General features: G+C 69.2%; 22 protein-coding genes. 3 read left to right on the top strand and 19 right to left on the bottom strand.

Annotated elements, in window-relative coordinates:
- Window positions 1–53: 53 nt before the first annotated feature.
- The gene (locus tag NDR87_RS10890; RefSeq protein WP_251911119.1) at window positions 54–854 is read right to left on the bottom strand and encodes a phytanoyl-CoA dioxygenase family protein; all 801 of its coding nucleotides are present in this window, start codon (window positions 852–854) and stop codon (window positions 54–56) included.
- Between the two features lie 295 nt (window positions 855–1,149).
- Here NDR87_RS10890 and NDR87_RS10885 point away from each other — a divergent pair, with 295 nt between their 5' ends.
- The 3 genes from NDR87_RS10885 to NDR87_RS10875 all read left to right on the top strand — a co-directional run bounded on the left by NDR87_RS10885 (window position 1,150) and on the right by NDR87_RS10875 (window position 6,618).
- Window positions 1,150–2,412: an MFS transporter gene (locus NDR87_RS10885; RefSeq protein WP_251911118.1), complete on the top strand. Its 1,263-nt coding sequence runs from the start codon at window positions 1,150–1,152 to the stop codon at window positions 2,410–2,412.
- A gap of 30 nt (window positions 2,413–2,442) precedes the next feature.
- Window positions 2,443–4,026 (top strand): amino acid adenylation domain-containing protein, encoded by a 1,584-nt coding sequence (locus tag NDR87_RS10880; protein ID WP_251911116.1) that lies wholly within the window; start codon window positions 2,443–2,445, stop codon window positions 4,024–4,026.
- 111 nt (window positions 4,027–4,137) lie between these two features.
- Window positions 4,138–6,618, top strand: coding sequence for a lanthionine synthetase LanC family protein (locus tag NDR87_RS10875; protein WP_251911114.1), 2,481 nt, complete (start codon window positions 4,138–4,140; stop codon window positions 6,616–6,618).
- Window positions 6,619–6,702: 84 nt separating this feature from the next.
- Here the strand turns inward: NDR87_RS10875 and NDR87_RS10870 are convergent, their stop codons facing one another.
- The 18 genes from NDR87_RS10870 to NDR87_RS10785 all read right to left on the bottom strand — a co-directional run bounded on the left by NDR87_RS10870 (window position 6,703) and on the right by NDR87_RS10785 (window position 23,549).
- Window positions 6,703–7,137, bottom strand: a complete 435-nt coding sequence (locus tag NDR87_RS10870; protein ID WP_251911112.1) for a VOC family protein — start codon at window positions 7,135–7,137, stop codon at window positions 6,703–6,705.
- Window positions 7,138–7,161: 24 nt separating this feature from the next.
- Complete coding sequence (locus NDR87_RS10865) at window positions 7,162–8,901, bottom strand: ABC transporter ATP-binding protein (RefSeq protein ID WP_251911109.1); 1,740 nt, start codon at window positions 8,899–8,901, stop codon at window positions 7,162–7,164.
- Window positions 8,898–10,016: a methyltransferase domain-containing protein gene (locus tag NDR87_RS10860; RefSeq protein ID WP_251911107.1), complete on the bottom strand. Its 1,119-nt coding sequence runs from the start codon at window positions 10,014–10,016 to the stop codon at window positions 8,898–8,900. The genes NDR87_RS10865 and NDR87_RS10860 overlap by 4 nt, the downstream gene beginning before the upstream one ends.
- A 149-nt stretch (window positions 10,017–10,165) precedes the next feature.
- The gene (gene fabG / locus NDR87_RS10855; protein WP_251911102.1) at window positions 10,166–10,909 is read right to left on the bottom strand and encodes a 3-oxoacyl-ACP reductase FabG; all 744 of its coding nucleotides are present in this window, start codon (window positions 10,907–10,909) and stop codon (window positions 10,166–10,168) included.
- Window positions 10,906–11,472 (bottom strand): hypothetical protein, encoded by a 567-nt coding sequence (locus tag NDR87_RS10850; RefSeq protein ID WP_251911099.1) that lies wholly within the window; start codon window positions 11,470–11,472, stop codon window positions 10,906–10,908. Before NDR87_RS10850 ends, fabG begins: the two co-directional genes overlap by 4 nt.
- Window positions 11,473–11,492: 20 nt before the next feature.
- On the bottom strand, window positions 11,493–13,820 hold the full coding sequence (locus tag NDR87_RS10845; RefSeq protein ID WP_251911096.1) for a hypothetical protein: 2,328 nt from the start codon (window positions 13,818–13,820) through the stop codon (window positions 11,493–11,495).
- A gap of 17 nt (window positions 13,821–13,837) precedes the next feature.
- Entirely contained in the window at window positions 13,838–14,581 is a 744-nt protein-coding gene (locus NDR87_RS10840; protein WP_251911093.1) for an ABC transporter ATP-binding protein, read from the bottom strand.
- 40 nt (window positions 14,582–14,621) lie between these two features.
- Window positions 14,622–16,241, bottom strand: coding sequence for a thiamine pyrophosphate-binding protein (locus NDR87_RS10835; RefSeq protein ID WP_251911090.1), 1,620 nt, complete (start codon window positions 16,239–16,241; stop codon window positions 14,622–14,624).
- The gene (locus tag NDR87_RS10830; RefSeq protein WP_251911088.1) at window positions 16,238–16,720 is read right to left on the bottom strand and encodes a MaoC/PaaZ C-terminal domain-containing protein; all 483 of its coding nucleotides are present in this window, start codon (window positions 16,718–16,720) and stop codon (window positions 16,238–16,240) included. The genes NDR87_RS10835 and NDR87_RS10830 overlap by 4 nt, the downstream gene beginning before the upstream one ends.
- A complete protein-coding gene (locus NDR87_RS10825) occupies window positions 16,717–17,331 on the bottom strand; it encodes a hypothetical protein (RefSeq protein ID WP_251911086.1) in 615 nt (204 codons plus the stop codon). Before NDR87_RS10825 ends, NDR87_RS10830 begins: the two co-directional genes overlap by 4 nt.
- Window positions 17,328–17,939, bottom strand: a complete 612-nt coding sequence (locus tag NDR87_RS10820) for a hypothetical protein (protein WP_251911084.1) — start codon at window positions 17,937–17,939, stop codon at window positions 17,328–17,330. Before NDR87_RS10820 ends, NDR87_RS10825 begins: the two co-directional genes overlap by 4 nt.
- Window positions 17,936–18,202 carry an acyl carrier protein gene (locus NDR87_RS10815; protein ID WP_251911082.1) on the bottom strand — a complete coding sequence of 89 codons (267 nt, stop codon included), beginning with the start codon at window positions 18,200–18,202 and terminating at the stop codon, window positions 17,936–17,938. The genes NDR87_RS10820 and NDR87_RS10815 overlap by 4 nt, the downstream gene beginning before the upstream one ends.
- Before the next feature lie 14 nt (window positions 18,203–18,216).
- Window positions 18,217–19,233, bottom strand: a complete 1,017-nt coding sequence (locus NDR87_RS10810) for a beta-ketoacyl synthase N-terminal-like domain-containing protein (RefSeq protein WP_251911080.1) — start codon at window positions 19,231–19,233, stop codon at window positions 18,217–18,219.
- Window positions 19,215–20,573 carry an AMP-binding protein gene (locus NDR87_RS10805; RefSeq protein WP_251911078.1) on the bottom strand — a complete coding sequence of 453 codons (1,359 nt, stop codon included), beginning with the start codon at window positions 20,571–20,573 and terminating at the stop codon, window positions 19,215–19,217. Before NDR87_RS10805 ends, NDR87_RS10810 begins: the two co-directional genes overlap by 19 nt.
- Window positions 20,566–21,036, bottom strand: a complete 471-nt coding sequence (locus NDR87_RS10800) for a hypothetical protein (protein WP_251911076.1) — start codon at window positions 21,034–21,036, stop codon at window positions 20,566–20,568. The genes NDR87_RS10805 and NDR87_RS10800 overlap by 8 nt, the downstream gene beginning before the upstream one ends.
- Window positions 21,026–22,291, bottom strand: a complete 1,266-nt coding sequence (locus NDR87_RS10795) for an aldehyde dehydrogenase family protein (protein ID WP_251911074.1) — start codon at window positions 22,289–22,291, stop codon at window positions 21,026–21,028. The genes NDR87_RS10800 and NDR87_RS10795 overlap by 11 nt, the downstream gene beginning before the upstream one ends.
- Entirely contained in the window at window positions 22,288–22,746 is a 459-nt protein-coding gene (locus tag NDR87_RS10790; RefSeq protein ID WP_251911072.1) for a hypothetical protein, read from the bottom strand. The genes NDR87_RS10795 and NDR87_RS10790 overlap by 4 nt, the downstream gene beginning before the upstream one ends.
- Window positions 22,704–23,549, bottom strand: a complete 846-nt coding sequence (locus NDR87_RS10785) for an SDR family oxidoreductase (RefSeq protein WP_251911071.1) — start codon at window positions 23,547–23,549, stop codon at window positions 22,704–22,706. The genes NDR87_RS10790 and NDR87_RS10785 overlap by 43 nt, the downstream gene beginning before the upstream one ends.
- Window positions 23,550–23,552: the final 3 nt, after the last annotated feature.

Here is a 23,552-nt window from a genome sequence, read left to right as displayed (position 1 = left end):
GGCCCGGCACATCGAGCGCCGTGAGCTGGGCTTCTCGCGATCGTCGACCTCGGCTAGGCCGGGGTCAGCGCGAGCGGCTGGTCCAGCTTGCGCACCGCCGTGGTGATCGGATCGACGAGGAAATGCGGCCGATGCGCGTGCCGCGGCGAGTTGGACACCGCGTTGTAGGTGATGTAGAGGATGGTGCGGCGATCGCTCGAGGTGTTGCGCGCCGAGGAGTGCACGATGTTCGGGTGGAAGGCCGAGATGGTCCCGGCCGGTCCGGTGAGCCGATGCAGCTCGTGCCGTTTGCCGAGCTCCTCGACCTCCTGGTCACCGACGGTGTAGGTCAGATCGGCGGAGACGTGGTCACGCCAGTCGCCGCCGGAGGTCGCGCCGTGGTCCGGTGAGGGGATGAGCCCGAGCAGATGGGTGCCCGCGAGCACCTGCAGCGGCCCGTTCCAGTCGTAGACGTCGTCGAGGTTGATCGCGATGTTCATCGCGCGGTCGGCGGGCATGCCGTCCTCGATGCTCCAGAACGCGTAATCCTGGTGCCAGGGCCACCTCTCGCCGTCGACCGCGTTCTTGATGTTGACCTTGAACTGGTAGACGTACACCTCCTCGCCGAGAATCGACTCGGCCAGCTCCACGAACAGCGGCAGTCGCACCAGATCGGCGCATACATCGTCGAACCGGTGGCAGCCGTGCAGTGCGCGGACCGTCTTTCCGTCCTTTTCGTAGACGACCTCGGGACGGGTCATACCGGAGATTTCGGAGATGCTCTCGCGAACCTGTGCGAGCATGGCATCGCTGAGTCGCTGCGGCATCACGCAGAAACCCTGGGAATCGTATTGCTGTTTGGCGTCGATCAGCATCGTCTGTCTCTTTTTCTATCGGGGAGCGAAGGCGCATCGGTTTGGGATGGTCCGGTTGTCCTCGAACCTCGCCGAGTCACGGTGGCAGGCGCCTTCGAGATACAGGTTTCCAAGCGCGGATGTGTTCTCGATGTACCAGCGATACACCGAAGCTGTTACGTCGCCACGACCTGATGTTTTTCCGCTGTCCCCGGCCACCCACCGTATTCCGTAATCGCCTGTGGCACGGCATGCTTGGGGTAATCACCTGCCGCATCGGCAGGCGGCAAGAAATATCGACAAAGGGGATAAGACGATGACGGAACCCCAAGAGGCGGTGGCCGCGCGCACGGAGCCGGGCACCGAAACCATCGGCCGCAACACCGCCGTACTGGTCTCGTTCACCGCGGTGACGAATCTGGCCGACGGCGTGACCAAGGTGGCGCTGCCGCTGATCGCCACGACGCTCACCAAATCGCCCGCCCTGGTCTCGCTGGTGCTGCTCACCCTGACCCTGCCGTGGCTGTTCGCGGCCATGCACGTGGGCGTGCTGGTGGATCGCGCCGACCGCCGCAAGCTGCTGTGGCTGGCCAACGGCATGCGAATCGTGGTGGTGGTCGGACTGTTCGGGGCCGTACTCGCGGACACGATCAACCTGCCGATGCTCTACGTCGGCGGCCTCGTACTGGGCGTGGCCGAGGTCATCGCACTGACCTCCGCGGGTGCGCTCATTCCGGACGCGATCGTCCCGGCCGGGCGGGAGAAGGCCAACCAGTGGCTGACCGGGGCCGAAACCGTCTGCAACGAATTCGCCGGACCGTTCCTGGGCGGCCTGCTGGTCGCCGCCGGAACGGCCATCGCGCTGGGCTCCACGGTGGTCGCGTACGCGCTGTCGGTGATCATCCTGCTGTTCCTGGTCGGCACCTTCCGCGTCGCGCGGACCGAGGAGCAGCCCAAAGTGACTGTGCACGAACAGATTGCCGAGGGGCTGAAGTTCCTGCTGGGGCACCGACTGCTGCGCACGTTCAGCATCGTGGTCGCGGTGCTGTGCGCCTGCTGGGGCGCTTGGTTCGGCCTCATGCCGCTGGTCGCGACGAGTGGAATGGGTTTGAGCGCAGGCTATTACGGCGCCATGGTCAGCGCGCTGGGCGTCGGCGGCGTCGTCGGCACGATGGTCGTCGGGGTGAGCAACCGGCTGTTCGGCCGTCGCCGCGTGATGTTCAGCAACATCATCTTGACCCTGGCAATGACGGCCGCACCCGCACTCACCACGAATGTGTGGATTGTCGGCGCCGCGGCATTTCTCGGCGGCATGGGCGGCACGCTGTGGACGGTCAACTCCCGCACCATCGGTCAGCGGCTGGTGTCGCAGGAGATGATGGGCCGCTACAGCGCGGCCAACCGCCTGTTCGGCTGGGGTTCGATTCCGCTGGGCTCCGCACTGGCGGGCGTGATCGCCCAGTGGTTCGACGCGAAGCTGGCCTTCGGGGTCTTCGCCATCATGACCCTGGCCCTGATTCCGCTGTTCCTGCGCGTCTTCACCAGTGCGGTCGAGGCCGACGTCGAAGCGAAAGTCTAGACCGCGCCCATCGAATACAGAGGTCGACCCATGGCAACACCCACCAAGCTCGAATCGCTCGACGACGTCCTCACCAAGGCTGCGCTGAACTCACCGGACACGGTGGCGCTGTCGGACACCCAGCACACTCTGACCTACGAACAACTGCGCTTCCGGACCGCGGCGGTGGCGAAGCGGCTCACCGATCAGGGTGTGCGCAAGGGGGATCTGGTCGGCCTGCTGGCGGAACGGACGCTGGACGTCGTCGTCGGAATGATCGCCATCCTGCGCTGCGGCGCGGCCTATGTCCCGATCGATCCGACCTATCCCGTGGACCGGCAGAACTACATCGTGGCCGACTCCGGCACCGGGTTCGTGGTCGGCTCCACCGCCGCGCTGGCCAAGACCGAATTGCCCGCCGCGATACGGATTTACAACCTCGACACCCCGATCGCTCCGGGCGATCCGACCGATGCGCCGGTGGCGGTGGGGCCGGGCGATCCGGCCTATGTGATCTACACCTCGGGTTCCACCGGGGCGCCGAAGGGCTGCGTGGTGACCCACGGCAATGTGCTCGGCCTGCTCGACAACGCGCTACCGCTGTTCGCGGTCGGCCCGGAGGACTGCTGGTCGATCTTCCACTCCTTCAGCTTCGACGTCTCGGTGTGGGAACTGTGGGCCCCGCTGGCCGTCGGGGCCAAGGCGGTGGTCGTCCCGCACGACGCCACCCAGGTACCGGCTTCGCTGGTGCGCGTGCTGACCGAGGAGCGGGTGACGGTGCTGTCTCAGGTGCCGTCGGTGTTCCGGCAGTTCACCAGCCTCACCCGGTACCCGGCGGAACAGCTGCGGTACATCATCTTCGCCGGGGAGAGTATCGATCTGGGTGCGGTGCGGCGGTTCTGGGCTCAATGCGAGGGCCACCGGCCGACGGTGATCAATATGTACGGTCCCACCGAAACGACGGTGTACTGCACATTCCGCCAGATCACCGAGGCGGATCCGGACGGCGTGGTGCGCTCGCCCATCGGTGTTCCGCTGCCGCATCTGACCATCGAGCTGCGTGGCGCCGAGCCGCCGCATCGGCCCGTCGCCGACGGCGAGATCGGCGAGATGTGGGTGTCCGGCCCGGGCGTCACCTGCGGTTATCTGAACCGAGCCGAACTCACCGCACAGCGCTTCGTCTGGGACGACTCCTCCGGCGCGAAGACGCGGTACTACCGGACCGGCGATCTGGCCCGCCGGTTGCCCGACGGCGGGCTGGAGTACCTGGGCCGCAACGACGATCAGATCAAATTGCGCGGTTACCGCATCGAACTCGGTGAGATCGAGGCCGTGCTGCGCGCCCAGCCCGGGGTGCTCGACGCGGCGCTGTGTGTGGTCCCGCGGCGGATAGGTTCGCCCTTGCTGACGGCCTGTCTGGTCGCCGACGGGGACCAGGCCGAGCAGGACGCCTTGGCCGAGGCGGTGCGCACGGCGCTGGCGGAGCGGCTGCCGAAATACATGCTGCCCGATCGGTATGTGTACCTGACGTCGCTGCCGCTGACGCTGTCGGGCAAGCTCGACCGCAATCGCCTGACGGAGCTGGCGACCCAGGCGGTCGCGAACCGAACCGCGGCCGGGGCGCCGAGCAGGTAGGTCAAGAACCCCTGACGCCTTGGGCGCCAACGGGTTTCGCCTGCTCATCCGGTCAACCCCCGTAAAATTCTGTCTGGGACCGACTGTCGGCCGTACATAACATGCAGCGGAGTGGTTCGACCGACGACGGGTAGCGCGATGCGCGGTGGTTACGGTTTCGAGCAGGACGCGATGCGCGCGGCGACCGAGTACGGTCGCTGCGCGCACCTCTCCGCGACCTGGCTGCATGTGCACAATCCCGAGGTATCGCTGCGCGATCACGGATGGAAGCTGCACATCTCCGCGCGTCCGTCGCAGTTGGAACGGCTGGCCGAGATCGTGGTGCCCGAATTGCTCGCGGCCGGTTGCCATTTCAGGATGATCCGTTCGGCGGCAGCGCTGCAGGCCGTGAGCGGCGAGGCGGGCGGTAAGGCGTGGACGATCTATCCGAGCCCGGCGCAGATTCGCGAACTGGGCACGCTGCTGGCCGAGTTGCTGCGCGGCGAAGCCGCGCCGCGGGTGCCCGGAGACAACCGCGTCGCCGAGGACGCACCGGTTTACTACCGCTATGGTTCCTTCGGGCGGCGCGGCGTTCCCTGGCATTCCCGATCGGTCCAGCAGCAACCGCCCTGGGCGGTGGATCCATTCCTGGAGACCGCCGACGCACCGAAGTACGGTCTCGTCGAAATCCTCAGTGGCAACGTGTATTACGCGCAGGATGTCCGCACCGGTGAGCGCGTCGTCGTCAAACAGGCGCGCGCGCGGGTCGCCGAGTCAGATGACGGGCACGACGCCCGGGTCAGGCTGCGCAACGAGCACTACGTTCTGGAGCGGCTCAGCGAAATAAGCGGCGTGCCAAGGTATCTCGATCACTTCCGGCACGGTGTCGACGAGTACCTGGTCACCAGTTTCGACGGCCGGTTCACCCTTGCCCAGGACGTCGCGCGCAACGGACGCTATCGGGTTGCGGCCGCACGCCCGGCAGAGCAGACGCGCCGGTCATTGGATCGGCTCGCGACCCGGCTCGCGCGGATTCTCGGCGACATCCACGCCCGCGGGTTCATCGTCGCGGATCTGTCGCCGAAGAACATCGTCATCCGCCAGCACACCGGCGAGCCCACGATCATCGACTTCGGGCTGTGCAATCACGGCGAGGTTCGCCCCGCCGGTGGTACACCCGGCTACGCCACCCACGCCCAACTGTCCGGCGCGCCGACCACGATCGCCGACGATCTGTACGCGCTCGGCATGACGCTGCTGTTCGCCGCCACCGGCGCCGATCCCGCCGCCCCCGGGCCCGATCCGGACACTCCGCGCCGCCGGGCCCGCCAGGCCATCCGGCGCATCTACGGTCCGGAGCCGCCCCCGCTGATCCGCTGCATCGCGGGGCTGCTGGACCCCGATCCCGATCGCCCCCGGGCGGCACTGAGCGCACTCGGCTCTGGACATCCCGAGCGGTTCCGCACCATCGCCATTCCGGTGGCCGGAATATACCGCGGCCCAGCGGATCTCGTCGATCAACTGCGGGCCGCCATCATCGAACGGACCAACGCGCTGCTGGACCAGCCCGGCGGCTGGCCCGAACCGGGCGCACTGCAGGGTGCGGCTGGGGTCGGACTGGAACTGCTGCATCACCTGGATCGACCGGAGGCCGCCGAGGCGGTCCGGCGGCTGGCGCATGCGGCGGCCGATACCGCGCGGCGGACCCGGACGCCGCCCGGATTGTTCGTCGGATCGACCGGTATCGACGTCCTGCTGCGACGCGTGCGCGACGAGGGCATCGATGCGCCATCGCCGACGAATCCCGTTCTCGCCGAATGGGATCGGCGACCAGGCGGCGACGATCTGGTCGAGGGCGGAGCGGGCATCGGATTCGGCCACTGCCTGCTCGCCGAGGCCGTGTCGACGCCACCGGAGGATCGCCCGCGCCACCTGGCCGCGGCGCGCGCCTGCGCGAGCCGATTTCTCGATCGCACCGAGGATCGGAAGCCTTGTCCCCCAGATCATCTCCCGCCCGCCGCGGGCATCGACGCCTCGATCGGAATGGCACACGGACAGGCCGGAATCATCGCCTTCCTGACACAGCTCGTCCGGCTGGGCGCCCTGCCCGCCGACGAACCCGCGGTAAACATCCGGCTCGCCGAGCTCTATCGGCACACCCGCGCGCTCATCGACCGCTCCTCCGACCGGACCGCCGCACGGCTGTGCGTGTCCTGGTGCCGCGGCCTGGCCGGTATCGGCACCACACTGTTGCGGGTGGCGGCGCTGCGCGGGGACGCCGAGGCCATGGATCTGGCCCTCGCGGCCGGAACCACCTGTGCGACATGGCTTCCCGAACTGAACGATCCCAGCGCCTGCTGCGGCATCGCGGGCGTGGGCGATTTCCTGCTGCGCCTGTCCGACGCCACTCGCGACGCCCACTTCACCGAGGCCGCCTGGTCGGCCGCGACCCAGCTGCTGGCCCACGACCTCACCGACGGCACCCATGTCAACCCCGCCGACCCCGCCGACCAGCGCCGCGCGGTCTCCTGGGCCTACGGCCACTCCGGAATCCTCGGCTTCCTGCGCCGCCTCCACACCGGCGACGCCCCGGCAACACTCGGCCCCTTCTGAGAGAGCACACCTTCCGCACCGGTCGTGGTCACCTGGCACCGGGTTGCGGATACCGCTACGGCACTCGGTGCTTGTGGTGCGCGCTCAGCTGCTCCGGCCGAAGCGGAGCAGATTGTTGTTCGGATCCATGAGCGCGAATTCGCGGATCCCCCACGGCTTGTCTTCGGGCGGGGTGATTCGGGCAAGTCCCTCGCCGATGTTCCATCGGCGGCGCAGTTCGGCATCGGTGCAGGGGGGATCGCCGGAATCCGTGCGCCATACTCCTGCGGCGACGAACGCCGCGTACACCCGATCGACATCGTCGATGGGAACGTAGGCCATCCCCGCACTCCGCCACGGATCGTGTTCGGGTGTGGCCGCGAAATGCAGCTCGATCGCGTGTCGCTGGACGAAACCGTAACCCGCGTCATAGCTCTCGGTGGCGAACCCCAGCCGTGCGTAGAAGGCCAGGGTGGCCGCCAGGTCGCGCGCGGGCAGGATCGGCACGGCGGGACCTTCGGACGGCATGTCGTTCGGCACGAGCCGATCCTAAGACGTTGCCGTTCACCAGCGCACGGCCAATTGCTGGCGCGCGAATCGGCGGTAGGTGTCGTGGGTGTCCATCAGTTCGGTGTGCGTACCCACGGCGTGCAACCGGCCGTCCTGCATGAGCAGGATCCGGTCGGCGTCCACGACCGTGGAGAGCCGGTGGGCGATCGTGATCACCTGGCAGCGGGTTGCGAGGATGGCGATGGTTTCGCGCAGGGCGGTTTCCGAATCGGAGTCCAGATTGGCGGTCGCCTCGTCCAGTAACAGGACATCGGGGCGGGTGAGTACGGCGCGGGCGAGGGCGACGCGCTGCCGTTGACCGCCGGACAGGCCCGCGCCGCCCTCGCCGAGTTCGGTGTCGAGTCCGTGCGGCAGTCCCTGGATGACCTCGGTGAGGTGGGCAGCCGTGATGGCCCAGGCGATTTCGTCGTCGGTGGCGTCGGGGCAGGCGTAGGCGATGTTGTCCCGGACGGTGCCGCGCAGCAGCGGACAATGCTGCTCGACCAACCCCACCCGCGCCCGCAGGACACCGAGCGGCAGCGCGGCAATATCGCTGCCGCCCAACCGAATCACGCCCCGCTGCGGCGCGTGGAAGCGCTCGACGAGCTGGAACAGCGTGGTCTTCCCCGAGCCCGACGGCCCGACGATCGCCGTCACCCCGGTCGCGGGCAATGCGAACGACACCTCCTCGACCGCAGGCGCGCCGACATCGGGATAGGCGAACGTGACCCCGTCGAACTCGAGAGCCGCACCCGATAAGGCACCCACCGAACGGGCCGAAACCGCGAGCGCCCCCGTCCCCACCGTTGTTTCGACGGCGGGCTCCTGCTCGATGCCCGCCAGATCGACCACCCGGTCCACCGCCGCCCGCCCCTGCTGGAACTCCCCCAGTGCCATGAACAGCGTCACCAGCGGGGACACCAGATAGAACAGATACATGACGAACGCGGTGAGGTTCGCGATGGACAGCGACCCCGCCGCCGTGCGGGCCATACCCCACGCGATGACCACGGCCACCGACGTCTGCAGGCCGACATTGATGGTCGGCATCAACAGCGCCGACAGCCGGGTCACCCGGATGCCGCTCGCACAGGCCGTCCGGGCCAGACCGTCGAGCCGCGCGCCCTCGCGCTCCTCGGCCCGCGACGCCTTGACCGTGCTCAACGCGCCGAAGATCCGGGCGACACCGGAACCGTAGTGGCCGTTGTCCGCTCGATTCTCGGCCGAGGCGGCGCGTACCGCACGGGCCAGCGCCACGCTGACCGCCGAGGCGACGCCCAGACATCCGACGGTGACCAGCAACAGTTTCCAGTCGATCCAGCCCATCGCCGCGACGCAGCCGAGCACCAGGAAACCGCTCGTGACGATCTGCGCCACCGACGAGGTCAGCGCCGCCCGCGCGAGGGCGGTGTCGGCGATGGTCCGGGTGAACAGCTCGCCGTGCTCGAGCCGCCCGAACGCCGCCATCCTGGCGTGCAGTAGCCGCCCGGTGAGGGTGGTGCGCATATCGAGGACGATGTGCTCACCGGCCCGGCCGATGGCGTAGAAATGCGCGGCGGCCAGCAGCGCATCGGCCGCGAACAGGCCGCACAGCGCCGCGATCGGCCCGATCGCCGAACCTCCCGCCGCGACAACGCCGATCAGCCCGCCGATGAGCAGCGGCTGGGCCAGCGTGGCGGCCACCCCCGCCAGCCCCAGCAGCGTCCCGGCGATCAGCAGCCCCCGATGCCGCAGGATGATGGCCGAGATCCTCACGCGGGCAACTCGTCGGCGAACAGGCGGCGATAGAACGGATTGGACCGCGGACCGGCGGCGCCGAGATACTTCGCATCCCACCTCAGCGCGTCGCCCGCATCGCCGGTGAAACGCAGCCCGAGCCGATAGTCCGGGTGGATACCATCGAGACTCGGATTCGCGTCGAATTCGATCTCGAATTCGTCGCCGACCTCGATGCGCCGCGGCCGCTCGGCGTCGGCGGGTACGAAGACCGGCAGCCAGGACGTCTGCTGCACCAGGGAATCGATGCGCAACTCGTCCCGCGGGCTCACCCACAGCCGGATCCCCAGGGCGACTCCGCCGAAGGTGCCGGGCCGCCGAATTCGCGCCCGTGATCTGGTGGCGGGATATTCGTGGTCGGCCGCTCCGAGATGCAGGGTCTCCACCACGACCGGATCGGCGAGCCGACCGATCTCGGGGATTTCGGTCCAGCACAGGCGAAGTTCGAAGGCCCGTCCCACGGAATCGAAGACCCGCTCCACATAGGGTGCGTATTCATCCATGAGGGCCGGGCGGGCCCCACGCAGCACCGCATCGAAATCGAAGGGTATCGCGACGGTTTCGGCGCGATGTGGAATGAAGATCCCGCCGTCGCGGACCAGCCGCCGCCGGGCATCGTCGAATATCGCGCAGATCCCCTCGGAACTCGCGATGGTACCGATGGTTTCGGAAACACAGACGTCGGCGCGTTCGGGCAGCTCGATATTCCAGGAGTCGCCCTCGAGCACGGTCACGACATCGGAGAATCCGTGCTCGGCGATGACCTTGCGGGCCTGCTCGGCCGATTCGGGCAACGCCTCGACGGCCCAGACCCGGGTGGCACCGGCGGCCGCGGCGGTAATGGCCCAGTTCGCATCGGCCCCGGTGCCGATATCGAGCACCGTACGCCCCGGCGCACAGCTGCGCACCGCCCGCTCGAAGGCGGTGACCCGCACCGTGTCCGAGGTCATCACCGAATACAGCTTCTCGTCGTAGATCGGATATTCGCCGACCGATGGAATGAGCATGATCGGCGGATATTCCCGGTTACCGGATGCGACCGCTGCCCGCAACCGACCGCCCCAACCGATCGGCCGGATCTGCACGTCAGTCAAAAGAACTCCTCCCCGAACAACTTTCCCGAGAAATGCACAGCGTGCGCGAACAACCATCGCTGACGAAACCGCTCGCCACCGACCTTATTCCAGCCGCGAAAGTCGCGTCAATGAAATCGAGATACGTTGTGCCGGAGCGAATTCACCGCTCAGGCGGTCAGGCCGCCGTCGACACAGAAGGTGTGCCCGGTGATGTAACCGGCCGCGGGCGAGGCCAGGAACGCGACGAGCGCGGCCACATCATCGGGCTCACCGAACCGCCGCATGGGAATGGTCTTACGCGCCGCCGCCAGTGCCTCCGCGCCCATCGCCTCGGTCATATCCGTCGCGATGAGTCCGGGCGCGACCGTATTGACCCGGATGCCGAACCGCGCCACCTCGAGCGCCAGTGTCTTGGCGAACCCGATGATCCCGGCCTTGGTCGCGGCGTAGGTGGTTTGGCCCGGTGATGCCGCCAGCCCGGCCACCGAGGACAGCGCGACGATCGATCCGGCCCCTCGCCGCATCATCACCGGGACGACCGCCTTGCAGACGTGGCGCACCCCGGACAGATTCGTGCGCAGCACCTCGTCCCAGTCGTCGTCGGTGGCGCGAATCAGCAGCGCGTCGCGGGTGATCCCGGCCGAGGCCACCACCACCGCCGGATCGCCGAGCTGTTCGCGCACACCGCTCACGAACTCCTCGACCGCCGCCGCGTCGCCGACATCGCAGGTGCGACGAAAGACCTTGGCGCCGTGCGCGAGACAGTCGGCCTCCACCTCGTCGGCGGCCGACCCGACCCGGCGATGACAGAACGCGATGTCGTATCCGTCGGCGGCGAGTTTGGTCGCGCAGGCCGCGCCGATGCCGCGCGCGCCGCCGGTGACGATCGCGACGGGCCGCTGCGCGTTCACCGGCTGACCTCCTTCTTGCCCTTCACCCATGCGGGCCCGGTCAGGAACCACACGATGGTGATGACGCCCAGCGGCTGCAACACTCCGCGCAGGGCCGTGGCCTGGGCCGGATCGGCCACCGTGACCGACAGTCCGAAGCACACCACGAGCGCGATTCCCGCGGCGACGAGCCACTTGATGAACGACCTCATTTCCGCGCGATACGCCTCCGGCCCCTCCTTGGGCCGCTTTTGCGGCCGCGGCCCGCCCGCGAACCGGTAGGCGAACCAGGAGTCCAGCCACCGGACGGTCGATTTGCCGAACACCACCGTCCAGCCCAGATAGATTCCGGCGATCCGGTGCACGCCGGTGACCTCGGCGCCGCGATGCACGTCCAGCGCCACGGCTACGACCAGGATGACGTCGATGAGCGGCACCAGCGCCAGCACGATCGAACTCAGCGTCCCGAGCCGCAGCACATACCGCAGCAGCAGGCCGAGCCCCACGGTGACCCAGAAGCCGATCTCACACAACAGAATGACGGCGACGATCGGGTTGTCGCCCAGTCCCGCAATCGGATTCACGCCGACCCCTCCCTGCGGCCCTACCGCAACTGCCGGAGCGTGCTGGAGCACGCCATCACGTACACGACCACCCCGATGGCGACCAGGGCCACGCCCGCGCCCGCCGAGGTGACCGGATCGAACACCACATCGGTGAGGCCCACCCACCGCAGGTATTTGCACACCGCGTAGCCGAAGGCCGATCCGACCGCCAATCCGGCCAGCACGCCCACGATCGCGACCACCGCACCCTCCACACCGACGGTACGCAACACCAGTCCGCGGCTGAACCCGAGTCGGCGGAAGGTCGCCCACTCCCGCAGCCGCCCGCCGGTCAGCACGCCCAGCACGACGCCGAGGGCGAGCAGCAGGCCCGCGCCGACCACCGTGGACAGCTGGGTCAGCGCCGCGATGATCACCCGCGATTCGGCCTTCTGCTGCACGGTGTATTCCGAGATCGAGCGCACGGCGAGATTGGGCAGCGTGGCCGCGACGGCGTCGATGCCCGCGCGGGCGGCCGGATCGCTCTGTTTGATCAGCAGATATTGGAATCCGGAGACGAAGGATGGATCGGCGGGCACCACGAAATCACCGAGCGTGGGCGCATCGCCGTAGATGCCGCCGATGCGCACCGGCGTACCGGCCAGCGGCAGCGAATCACCCACGCGCGCACCGAGGTCTGCGGCCGTGGTCCGCGACAGCAGCACCTGCCCGCCGCTGGTGTCGGCCGCGCCGTCGACCATCGCGATCTGCAACGCGCCGCTGTCGAGCCGACCGTCGATGGCGACCCCGTTGCTCGATCGGTTCGCGAGATCGACCCCGGCCTGCGGCGCGACGGCCACGACACCCGCCAGCCCGGGTACCCCACGCAGCGCGGTGACATCGGAACCGGCGATCACGAATCCTGTCTTGGGCTCGATGACCACCTGCGCGCCGACATTCGCATCGATCTGGCGGTTGATGGACGCGTCGGTGGAGGTGGCGAAGACCGAGATGATCGAGACCAGCGAGGCGGTGAATCCGATACACGACACCGCGACCGCGGCCTGTGTTCGCACCCGTGCCACGCTGCCGATCCCGAACCACGGCAGCAGTCGGCCGCGCGCCGCGCCGATCTCGCCGAAGGGCCGAAACACCCGCAGCGCCGGGGCGGCCAGCAGGAACAGCCCGACCAGCACCAGACAGTACCCGGCGACCAGACCGCCGAAGCCGAGCCGCGACTCGAGCGTCGACCAGAGCCCGGCGGTGATCGCACCGACCGCGACGACCGGCGGCAGTATGCGCCGCACCGCACCGAGCCGCGCCGGGTGCGCCGCCGAAACCTGCCGAGTACCACTGGAAATCGCATCACCCAGGAACCACGCGCCGATGAACACCACGGCCAGCGCCACCCATGCCGCGGCCACCGGCGCCGGTCCGAGGAGCACCCCGTCGACCGGGAAGGTGCCCAGCAGCACCCGCCCCGGCGGCACCGCGGCATCGGTGAACACCGCGATGAGCGTGCCGATCACGGCGGCGACCGCCAGCATCAGCGCCGCCTGAACGGCCTGCACGGCCCGAATCCGGGAGCGGGACACCCCGATTCGCCGCAGCGTGTCCAGTTGCGGTCGCAGCTGCATCGCCAGCAGGGCCAGCGAGAAGACCAGGGCGGCGGTCAGGCCGCCGATCAGCACGACGATGAAGGTGATCGCGATGACCCCGACGAAGCTCACATTCGCGATCTGCTCGCCCGCGAGCCGATCGAGATAGGCTGCCCGCGTGCTGACCGTGCCCCCGGCCGCGGCGAGCCGATCGGCCGCCGCGCGCGCGTCCGGACCGGCAAGCGTCACCAGCGTGTAACCACCCGGCACGCCGAGGATTTCGCGCGCGGTCGGCTCGTCGGCGAAGCGCACCGCCGCCGCGCTCGTCGGCGTCGGCGTATCGGCCGTGACGGTGGCCCGCGCGCCGCTGCTGCCCATCACCCCGACGACCCCGGTACCGGGCCGCACCAGGATCTCGCCGGGCGCGATCGCGGGCTCCGAACCCGCACAACCGCCGTCGGATCGGAGGAACGATCCGGGCACCGAGGCCGAGGCCGCCGATGCGGTGTACACCACCACCTGACCGGAGAACTGCGACAGCGCACACGCCTGCGGCGCGGCGCGTAGCGCATCGGCCACGGCGGCGCCCGGCAGCGCGGCATCGGCGGTGACGATCAGCTCGCCCGGCAGGACCGTGGTCTCGATGGCGTGGGCGACCTTGTCGCGATAGGACAGATACAGACCCGCGGGGATCAGCAGCGATACCAGCAGCGCGATCGAAACCACCAGTACCAGCACGGTTTGCCGCCGATACTGGCGCAGCTGGCCCACCGCGACGCCCCAGGTCATGCGCATATGGGACGAATTCACACGGCCACCCGCTGCTGGGAGTGCGCGACCACCTGCTCGACGGTGGCGTCGACCAGATCGTGTTCGATCCGCCCGTCGCGAATCAGCAGCACGCGATCGGCGTACTCGACGAACTGTGGATCGTGGGTGACCGCGACGATGGAGATGTCGCGCTCGTCCACGATCCGGCGCAGCAGCTGCCGGATGAGTCCCGCGTTGTGCGTATCGAGCGCGCCGGTCGGCTCGTCGGCGAAGATCACCCGCGGCTCGGCGATCAGGGCGCGGGCGCAGGCCACGCGCTGCTGGGTGCCGCCGGACAGTTCGTCGGGGCGCATATCCAGATATCGCGTGATGCCCAGGTCGTCGCACAGCGCCGCCAGCCGAGTGCGGTCCACCCGCTTGCCCGCGGCGCGCGCGGGCAGCAGGATATTGCCGCGCGCGGACAGCGATTCGAGCAGGCCGTACTCCTGGAAGACGAAGCCGAACTGTTCCAGCCGCAGGCGCGAGAGCTCCGGATCGGACAGCGCGTACAGGCTGGTGTCGCCGTAGTGCACGGTGCCGCTGGTCGGGGCGAGCAGGCCGCTCAGGCAGCTGAGCAGCGTCGTCTTACCCGATCCGGACGGGCCCATGATCACGGTGAAGCTCGCGGGCGCGATCGCCAGATCGACGCCGTCCAGCGCGGCCACCGCGGCATCTCTTTTTCCGAAGGTCACGCTGATGGCATCCGTCCGCAGGACCGGAAGCTGCGGGTTCCCCGTCACAACACTTCCTTTCATCCAGAAGTATCTGGTCAGAACGCTACTACAGATCACCGGGGGCCGTCGGCGGAAAGGAGGGACGATCGCACAGTCGCACCACAACCAGACGCGGACCGCTGGCAGCGAGTGCACCGGCGAGCGTCTCGGCGAGCGACTCCGCCTTCGACACCATCTCCACGCCGAATCCGGCCGTACCGGCCAGCGCCGAAATGCCATCGGCCACATCGAAATCCACCATACCGGTATCGTCGCGAGCGAGCGAGGGCCAGCCGAATCCGCCGTTGTCGAGACAGATGTAGCAGATATCGGCCCGCGCCCGCCCCGCCGCCACCAGCGTCGGCAGGTTCGTCAGGAAGGCCCCGTCGCCGCCCACCGCGAGCGCGCGCCGCCCGCCGAGCGCCGCGCCCAGCGCCGCGCCGAGGCCGAAGCCCAGCGGCGTCTGCTCGCCCGGCACCAGCGGCGCGATGCCCGCGGGCAGGGTGAAGCACGGCGCGTAGTAACCCCACAGATCGGCCAGCCCGTTCTCCTGCGCGATCACCTCGATCCCGTTGCCGGGCAATGCCTCTCGCAATGCCGACCAGAATCGCACGGTTTCGATGCCACCGGCCGTCTCACCCGTCACCCGCTGCCAGGGTGTCCACCACGCGGCCGCGTGCGCGGTCGGCGCGGGCAGCTCGCGGTGGGCCACGCGCACGAAGAACCCGGCCTCGCAGAGCACCGAAAAGCGCGCCGCCACCGCGCGATTGAATACGGCCGGATCGGTGTCGACGTGCACCAGGCAGGACCGGTCGGGATGCTCCCAGCCCATCAGCGCCGTCTCCTCCAGCTGGCTGCCGAGGACCACGACCACATCGGCGTCGTGCAGTGCCGCCCGGGTCTGCGGCGGCAGATACAGCCCGGCCACCCCGCCGAAGCGGCGATGATCCTCCGGAAACACCCCGCGCCCCGAGGCCGTCACCAGGCACAGCGCGTTCAGCGAATCCGCCAGCGGCACACCGAATTCAACGACGTCCGCCCGCCGCGTGCCCCCGCCGAACAGGAGCACCGGCCGGCGCGCGGCGCTGAGCGCGGCGAGCACCGGGCCCAGCGCCTCGGCGGTCTGCCCGGGTGGAATCGGTTGCCCCGCTTCGATGTTTCGGGGCATCTCGACCGCCTCTGCGTCGACCAGCTCGGGATCGACCAGTAGATGTACGGGCCCGCCCCGGCCGTGCTCGGCCAGGTGCAGGGCGCGGGCGACGGCCCAGGACAATTCGGCCCGATCGGCAATGCGATGGGTCCAGGTGAACAACCCGCCGGACAGTCCGGCCACCGGAAATTCCTGGAACCCCCCGCGACCCACCACCGCATCGCGCACCACCGTGGTCACCACCAGCAGCGGTGTGCGCGTGGTGTACGCCTCGGCGATGCCGATGAGCGCATTGAGCAGATTCGGCCCGCTGGCGGTGGCGAGCACCGCCGCGCGCCCGGTGATCCGCGACCATCCCACCGCGGCATAGCCCGCGGTGCGCTGATCCTGCTGCGCGGACCAGGTCGCCCCGGCCGCCCGGGCCGCATCGATGATGTCGGGTTCGTCCCCGGGCACCCCGATGTACAGCCGCGGTCCGCGACGCTCCAGGATGTCGACCATTTCCGCCCAGATACCGTCCACCGCAAGCCTTCTCATAGCAGGAACCGCAAACGCAATACACCGGCCGCGCTCACCCGCGGCGGCGCGGTGTCGGTCCACACCGTGACATCGCAGCGCGCATCCACCCGCTGCCGTCCGGCGGCGACCGCCTCGACCACATTCCCCTCCAGATGAATCGCGGTCCCCGCCCGCACCGGCGTCGCGAACGACAGCCGCTCGAAACCGAGATTGACAATCCGATCGCACCGAATGGGCGCACCCGCGGGCGGTTCGATGATCTCGCCGAGCAGCACCGGGATCAGCGAGGCGATCAGCATTCCGTGCGCGATGGTGCCTCCGATGCGCTCGGCCCGCGGCGGATCCATGTGGATCCACTGCCGATCCTCGGTGATCTCCCCGAATGCCGAAATCCGTTCCTGGGTCACCACGATCGATCGCGACCGGCCCGCCGCGCGGCCCACGAATTCCGCCAATTCCCGTGCCGGTCCGGCCGTTTCGATATCGCCGAAGGTCATGACCGCTCCCCAATCTGGGCGAGCACCCGATCCCTGACCGCGACCCAGCGCCCGTCGTCGAATTCGCTCGATCCGGGCACCTCATAGCCCACCTCGGCGAATTCCGGTTCCGTCAACGTCCCGACCGCCAGTTCCACCAGCCGCGCGCCGTCGGCGACCGCATCGGTCAGCACCGCCTCCGGCCGCACCCCGCGATGGAGGAGAATCCGCACGGTATGCGGGTTGTGCACGGCCGCGGCCATTTCGAAGCCGCGCCGGGCCTCGAAGTGGAACAGATATCGCAGCAGCGCCAGCATCGCGTCCATGCCGACGCCGTCGCCCCAGCCCGCGTCCCCGGCCAGCACCACGCCCACATGCATCCGGCCCGGATCGGCCAGGCGGCAATCGTAGATGCCGATCGGCCGGGCGGCGGCTTCGTCGCGGCGATAGATATAGCCCAGCAACCGATCCGAGGCGGCGGCCATGCTGCCTAGTCCGTGCGCGTCGACCGGCGCGAGCGCGGATCCGGCGAACAGCCGCTGCGCCGAGGATTCGAAGACCCGGGCCAGCATGGCGGACGGGTCCACGTCCCGGCTCTCCTCCAGCCGGGTCCACCGGCCCAGAATCGTCACCGGCCCGCCTCCGGCGGTGTCAGCTGGTCGCGGATGATCCGGCGCAGCCGGGCCGCGGTGCGCTGGTAGCCCTGCTCGAATTCGGCCGCGGCCGAATCGTTTTCGGGCAACCGCAGCCGCTCGCCGGTGACCGACCACACCAGCCCGTCCCAGTAGCGCCCCGCCGCGAAATACCGGTCGCGCAGCACGCCCTCGCAGCGGAACCGCTCGGATTCCAGGCAGTAGTCCAGCAGCAGCCGGTTGTACACCCCGAACCACAGCTCGAGCCGATGCACCTCGGTGGTGGCGGTGACATAGCGCAGCAGCTCGTCGAGCCCGGCCGCGACGCCGACCGATTCCAATGCGGCATCGTCGGCGCTGTGCAGCGCGATCTCGAAGACGCCGGGCGTCTGCAGGCGCTGTACGCGCACCACCCCGAGCCCGGATTCCCCGCCCGCGAGCACGAACGCCACCGCGGACTGTTCCAGCAGCGCCGCCGCATCGCCTTCGCGCACCCACTGCGGTCCGGCGGTGGAGACGGCCGAGATGGGATTGGCGGCGATCAGCCGGGCGGCGCGCTGCGAATCCTCCTGCGTCAGCACGGGTTCGAGCGCGACGAGCTTCATCATCGCAGCACCGGATTCTTGCTGTTGAGCAACTTCAGCAGGTCGCCGACCGTGGTCGCCGCGACCACCTCGTCCTCGGTCAGCGAGACCGAGAACGCCGACTGCAACCGCAGCACCAGCTCCAGCACGCCCAGCGAATCCAGCGCCAGATCGTCGGTGATGGTGTCCGACAGCGAGACCGCCGGGGTGTCGTCCAGATCGTTGATCCGCTCGACCTCGGTGGCGACCACCTCGAGCAGCTCGCGCTCCATCGTGTTGTTGTCCATTGCATTGGCTCCCTTCATTTCCGGACCAAAATCGAGCAGGACGTCCCGCCGAAACCGAAGGCGTTGACGATGCCCGCCGTCGGGCCGACATCGTCGACCGTCTTCCCGTGCGCGACGACCTGCGCTCCCGCCGCGGCAATCGGTTCGTGGCAGTGCCGGGTGCCGAAGATCCGGCCACGCCGCAACGTCTCGAGGGCGACGATGGCCGAGGCCAATCCGGCCGAATGCACCGAATGGCCGACCTCGCCCTTACAGGAGGAGACGTGCAGCTCGGTATCGAGTGAACGGCCCAGGGCCGCGACCGCGTCCAGCTCCACCCGATCCCCGTGCTGGGTTCCGGTGGCATGTGCGGACACGAACTGTGGGGTGACCCCCGCCTGGCGCACCGCGCTGGTCATACACCACAGCTGGCTGGCCGGATCGGACTGCGCACCCAGGCCGAGGGTCTGAATGCCGATGCCGCCGATCACGGGACGACCCGCGACCGGCTCGGCCCCGAGCAGCACCGCGCCGACGAAGAAACCGAGCGCCGTCCCGTCGGCCGCGGCGTCGAAGGGTCGACAGTACTCGTGCGGCGACAGCGCACCCGAGCTGGCGAATGCGGCCCGTTCGATGAAGCCCGGGGCCGTCGCGCCGAGCACCAGCACACGGTCGAACCGGCCGCGCCCCAGCAGCGCCGCACCCATCGCCAGCGCCAGCCCACCCGACGCGCACGCGTGCGAGATGAGCAGCCGCTCGCCGAGCCGATCCGCGAACCGCGCGAGGGTCTGGCTGGGCGGCGGCAGATACTCCTCGAGATTCGCGGGGACATACCGGCCCGTGGTCTGTGCCGCCTCCACGATGCCCAGCCGGGATTCGGCCAGTCCCGGATTGCGCTCGAGCAGAAGGTCCACGCAGTGGGCGAGCACCTCGGCCCGCGGCCGCTGCGCGATCCGCGCGCCGAGGATATGCGGTCCGGGCTCGAACGCCGAGGCCCCGTCGATATCGGTGACGCGATGGGCGCCGACGTAATCTACGACAGTTGCTTGCATGGCATCTCCATCGATCCGTTCAGATGTGCCGCCACCGCGGCGCGGAGCCGACGGCGATCCAGCTTCCCGGCCGCGGTCAGCGGGACGTCGGCCGCATCCATCAGCAGGATGTCGCGCGCCTTGAACTGAGCCGGGAACCGCTTGGCATCGGCCACGATCGAGCGCTCGAGGTCGCCGGATCGGTCGATCTCCGCGGCGATCGCCACCAGCACCAGTCGAACTCGGCCGTCGCGCTCGGGATCCACCTGCAGCACAGCGGCTTCCAGTGGCCGATCTCCCGTGCCCCGGACATGCTGTTCGAGCACGCTGGAATGCAGTTTCGTGCCGTGGCTGACCAGCACCGAATCCAACCGCCCGTGCACGGCCAGCAGGCCGCCGGATTCCAGCGCGCCCATATCCTTCGTCCGCAGCCAGCCGTCGTCGGTGAGATCCGGATTCGGCGTCAGCCGCCGCGTGCGGCCGTCCCACACATACGCCGCGACACTGTCGCTGCGAACCTGGATCTCGTCGTCGACGATGCGAACGTCGGTGCCCGCCAACGGCGTTCCGACGTGCCGGCGCGAATAGTGCTCACCGATCGAGATCGCCACATTCGGGCCCGCCTCGGTCAGTCCGTACCCGTTGTGCAGCGGCGCGTCCAGATCGTGGAAGGCATCCAGCAGCCGGTGCGAGATCACCTCGCCGCCGACCCCGCGCACGGCCAGCCGCCGCACGGCCGCGGCCAGTTCGTCGTCCTCGCGCATCGCCTGCAGCAGGTAGCGCCACACGCCGGGCACGGTGTCGAGGCTGTCGCAGCCGCCCGCCTTCAACAGCTCGACCAGCGGTCCCACCGCGGTGACCTCGCGGGCCCGGAATTCGCCGCCGCATTCGAGGGTCAGGTTCAGCACGCTGAAGCCGTAGGAGCTGCCCAGTCCCAGCGCCATGGCGTAGCGCGTGGCCGCGGAGGTGCCCAGCCGTTTGGCGGTCGTATGCGCCTGGTAGCGCAACGATCGCGCCGACCACGCCACGTACCGGCCGCTGCCGCTGGTGCCGGAGGTGGTGGCCATGACGGCGACCGGCTCGGACAGCTGCGGCGTCGGGCACGACACCACGGTCAACCCGGCCACCCGCCGATACGGCTCGAAGGCCCGCGCCTGCTGCTGCGGCGTGCCGAGCACCAGGGGCACCCCGAGCGAACGCGCGGCCAGGTAGGTGTGCGCGCAGGCGCGCGGGTCGGCCGGGGCGAGGATCGCGTGCCGCCCCGGCACGGCGACCGAATCCAGTTCGCGGCGCAGCGATTCCAGGCTCGCGGCGCTCAGCCGCGCACCGTCGACGACGGGCAGCCCGTGGCTCTCACCCATGGCGAAAACTGCCGATCGTCACCCGCACCGCCGGTTGCGCCGCCGCAAACGTGGACAACTCGGCCTCCAGCAGCACGCACAGCGGCTCGCCGGTGCCGTCGGCCAGGGCCGCCAGCACGTCGAGGGCCATCTCGTGTTCGCAGCACACCGCCAGCGCCGCACCGCGCCAGCCCCGCTTGGTGCCGTTGCCGAACACCCGGCAGCCGTCGGCATTGAGCACCTCGGTCGGCAGGGTGGGCCGCTCCTCGTGCTCGGCGAGCGCGTAGGTGGCGGCCGCCCAGTCGATGACCTCCGGGGAGCGAAACACGATATTGGCCGCATTGCGTTCGGCCTCCGGCTCCGGCAGCTCGAGCAGGTAGCGGCTCAGCACCTTGCCGATCTGGCTGTGCCAGCGCAGGAAGTCCAGCGCGGCAACGGTTTCGCGCCGGATCTGCCCCAGCCGCGGTTTGTCCTCATCGCGCATGCGCAGCTCCGTATCCAGACGAGCGGCGGGCCAGCTCCGCCGACAACAGCAGCGGCTTGCCGGTCGGGGTCAGGCCCGCACCGGCCAGCAGGGTGCCGTCGACGCCGAAGCCACCGAACGGCTCGTGACCGCTCTCGAACTGAAAGGCCGTGCGCGAACCCGTATTCCGGGCAGTGCCCAGCCGTTCCACGCCGACCAGCTCCGCGACGCCGAACGCGCTGACGTACATGCCCAGCTCGGCGTTGCCGGGTGCGGTCAGAAACGACGCCACCTCGTCGAACCGGTCGTAGACCACGACATTGAAGATCGGCCCGAACAGCTCCGGGGCATGTGCGGGTCCCTCGTCGATCCGCCGCACCGACACCACCGTCGGGCAGTGCCGCGGATGCGCGCTGGCCTTACCCGACCACACGACCGTGGCGTCCAGCGCGGTCACCGCCGCGACGGCCCGGTCGTAGGTCTCGGTGTCGGCCAGTGGCGAACTGATCAGCCCCGGATGCGCGCCGCTGGACACGACCGGGATCCGGCGCAGGCGGCGGATCAGCTCGGTCGCGAAATCCGCTGCCACCGCGGCGTCCACGAAGACGACGTCCGGACACAGGCAGTCCTGACCGTTGTTGTACAGCCGCGCCCGCAGGGTCGCGTCGACGGCGGTGTGCAGTTCGGGACCGGCCAGATCCGGCCCGACGACAATGGGATTGATGCCCGCGCCGAAACCGAGGAACAGTCCGCTCGCGCATTCGGCGTGCACCGTCCGGCCGTTGTCCGGGCGGCCGTTGAAGACCACGACGCTGCCCTGCGACACGTCGATGAACGACTGCTGCGAATAGGTCCGCAGCCGGGCGGCGATATCGATCGGCCCGTCGGAAAGCAGCTGCGCCAGTTGGAGATACAGCGACTGCACCCGGCTGGCCGGACGCGCCAGCACATTGTCCAGATACAGCGAGGGCAGCAGCACGAACAGCGCCAGGCTGTAGAGCAGGTTGTTCGCGGGCAGGAATACGCGCAGCTGAGTGTCCGGATCGCTGCGGCGGTAGGCTGGGAATTCGACTCCCGCCGTGCGCAACAGGCGGATCGCGTCCTCGATCTCGGTCTCGATGCTGTCGAAGGTCGCGATCTCGACCATGATCTCGCGAATCCGTTCGCGGCGGCATTCGATCAGCGCGGCCGCCCGGCATCCGGCGTCGACGATCTGAGCGTAGTCGGCCGAGGCGCGGACATCTTGCAGCAGTGCGGTTTTCGACGGATTCTTCATCGCGGGCTCCCGCACGGTAACGGGCAGTCACCGATCGAGGAGGTGAGCCGGTCCGCGGTGTCGAGGACGTTGCCCTTGGCATTGGTGTATTTCACGGTGGTGACCCGGGACATCGGCTGGGACTGGCGTAGATACTTCAGAGCGCTGCGCGCGCCCCGTCCGGCGGGCTCCCATCGGCTGTCGGACACCGAGGAGCGGATCGTGACCACATAATCGGATTCGGCCACCACCTCGGTGATCGGGCAGGCCCAGTCGATCCGGTCGCACGCGTCGGCGAACGCCCCGACGCCCAGTCCCTGCAGCAACACCTCCCGCGCCTGCGCCGAGGTCACCGAATCCCCCTTGGGCCCAGAGCCTTTGTCGAATTCGTTCATCCCGATACAGCCCGTGAGGGCGGCACCGGTCACTGCGATCAGCACGCCTCGGGTCGCGGCACGGCGAACGGCGTCGTGCATGGGTACTCCTTCCGATCGGATCCGACTTGTCGTACCGCTGCCTCGGTGATCGCCCCGCCCGCGACATAGTCCACATACGCACCGGGTGCACGGTCGGCGAGCGCTATCGACACCACGTGGGCCGCAACCGCATCCACCGTCGGCAGCGGTACGCCCGAGCGCTCGGCGGCCCGGCGGCGCTCGGCGGAGGCGGCGGGTTCGCGCAGGTCCATGAGCATGGCGGCGGGAGTGCCGTCGACCATGTCGCTGACCGCGACCGTGTACACCGCCTGTGGCGCGTGGGTCGCACACCACGCGGCGACCAACCGTTCCCCGCGATATTTGCTGCGCGCGATGCCGAGATAGCTGTCGTATTCCTCGATCGCGCCGAACCGATGCGATTGCAGGCTGGTCAGATAGACGACCGTCGCACCGGGCTGCAGCGCCGGGGCGAAGGCGTCGAGCACGGCCACCTGGGCCTCGCCGTTGATCCGCTCCGCGTAGCCGGGCGCGGCGTCGCGCTCCATACCGCCCGAGGCGTTCAGCACGATCACGTCGACGCCACGGCCCACCGCGGCGGCGAAGGCGGTGACCTGGTCGGGATCGGTGATATCGGCCTGACAGGCGTGCGCCGCGGCGCCGGGATGGCGCCGCAGCCGGGTCAGCGTGGCGTCGGCTCGCCGCCGGGCCTGCCGATAGCAGAAGTGCACCTCGTAATCGGCCGCGACCAGGCGGTCACAGATCCGCGCGCCGATGCCGCGCGATCCACCGGTGACCACGGCCACCGGTCGCTCCCGCCTCGGCTGCCCACGCGATACCGTCATCGT

The sequence above is a fragment of the Nocardia sp. CDC159 genome (assembly GCF_023740735.1).
Taxonomy (GTDB): domain Bacteria; phylum Actinomycetota; class Actinomycetes; order Mycobacteriales; family Mycobacteriaceae; genus Nocardia; species Nocardia pulmonis.
The sequence above is the reverse complement of the archived record's forward strand: the minus strand, read 5'-3'. Positions and strand labels throughout refer to the sequence as shown.

Coding starts and splice junctions, on each gene's coding strand:
- NDR87_RS10885 (WP_251911118.1), top strand. CDS start 1,150: ATGACGGAACCCCAAGAGGCGGTGGCCGCGCGCACGGAGCCGGGCACC.
- NDR87_RS10795 (WP_251911074.1), bottom strand. CDS start 22,291: ATGAAGAATCCGTCGAAAACCGCACTGCTGCAAGATGTCCGCGCCTCG.
- NDR87_RS10845 (WP_251911096.1), bottom strand. CDS start 13,820: ATGACCTGGGGCGTCGCGGTGGGCCAGCTGCGCCAGTATCGGCGGCAA.
- NDR87_RS10790 (WP_251911072.1), bottom strand. CDS start 22,746: ATGCACGACGCCGTTCGCCGTGCCGCGACCCGAGGCGTGCTGATCGCA.
- NDR87_RS10810 (WP_251911080.1), bottom strand. CDS start 19,233: ATGCAAGCAACTGTCGTAGATTACGTCGGCGCCCATCGCGTCACCGAT.
- NDR87_RS10820 (WP_251911084.1), bottom strand. CDS start 17,939: ATGATGAAGCTCGTCGCGCTCGAACCCGTGCTGACGCAGGAGGATTCG.
- NDR87_RS10785 (WP_251911071.1), bottom strand. CDS start 23,549: ATGACGGTATCGCGTGGGCAGCCGAGGCGGGAGCGACCGGTGGCCGTG.
- NDR87_RS10805 (WP_251911078.1), bottom strand. CDS start 20,573: ATGGGTGAGAGCCACGGGCTGCCCGTCGTCGACGGTGCGCGGCTGAGC.
- NDR87_RS10830 (WP_251911088.1), bottom strand. CDS start 16,720: ATGACCTTCGGCGATATCGAAACGGCCGGACCGGCACGGGAATTGGCG.
- NDR87_RS10800 (WP_251911076.1), bottom strand. CDS start 21,036: ATGCGCGATGAGGACAAACCGCGGCTGGGGCAGATCCGGCGCGAAACC.
- NDR87_RS10880 (WP_251911116.1), top strand. CDS start 2,443: ATGGCAACACCCACCAAGCTCGAATCGCTCGACGACGTCCTCACCAAG.
- NDR87_RS10890 (WP_251911119.1), bottom strand. CDS start 854: ATGCTGATCGACGCCAAACAGCAATACGATTCCCAGGGTTTCTGCGTG.
- NDR87_RS10815 (WP_251911082.1), bottom strand. CDS start 18,202: ATGGACAACAACACGATGGAGCGCGAGCTGCTCGAGGTGGTCGCCACC.
- NDR87_RS10835 (WP_251911090.1), bottom strand. CDS start 16,241: ATGAGAAGGCTTGCGGTGGACGGTATCTGGGCGGAAATGGTCGACATC.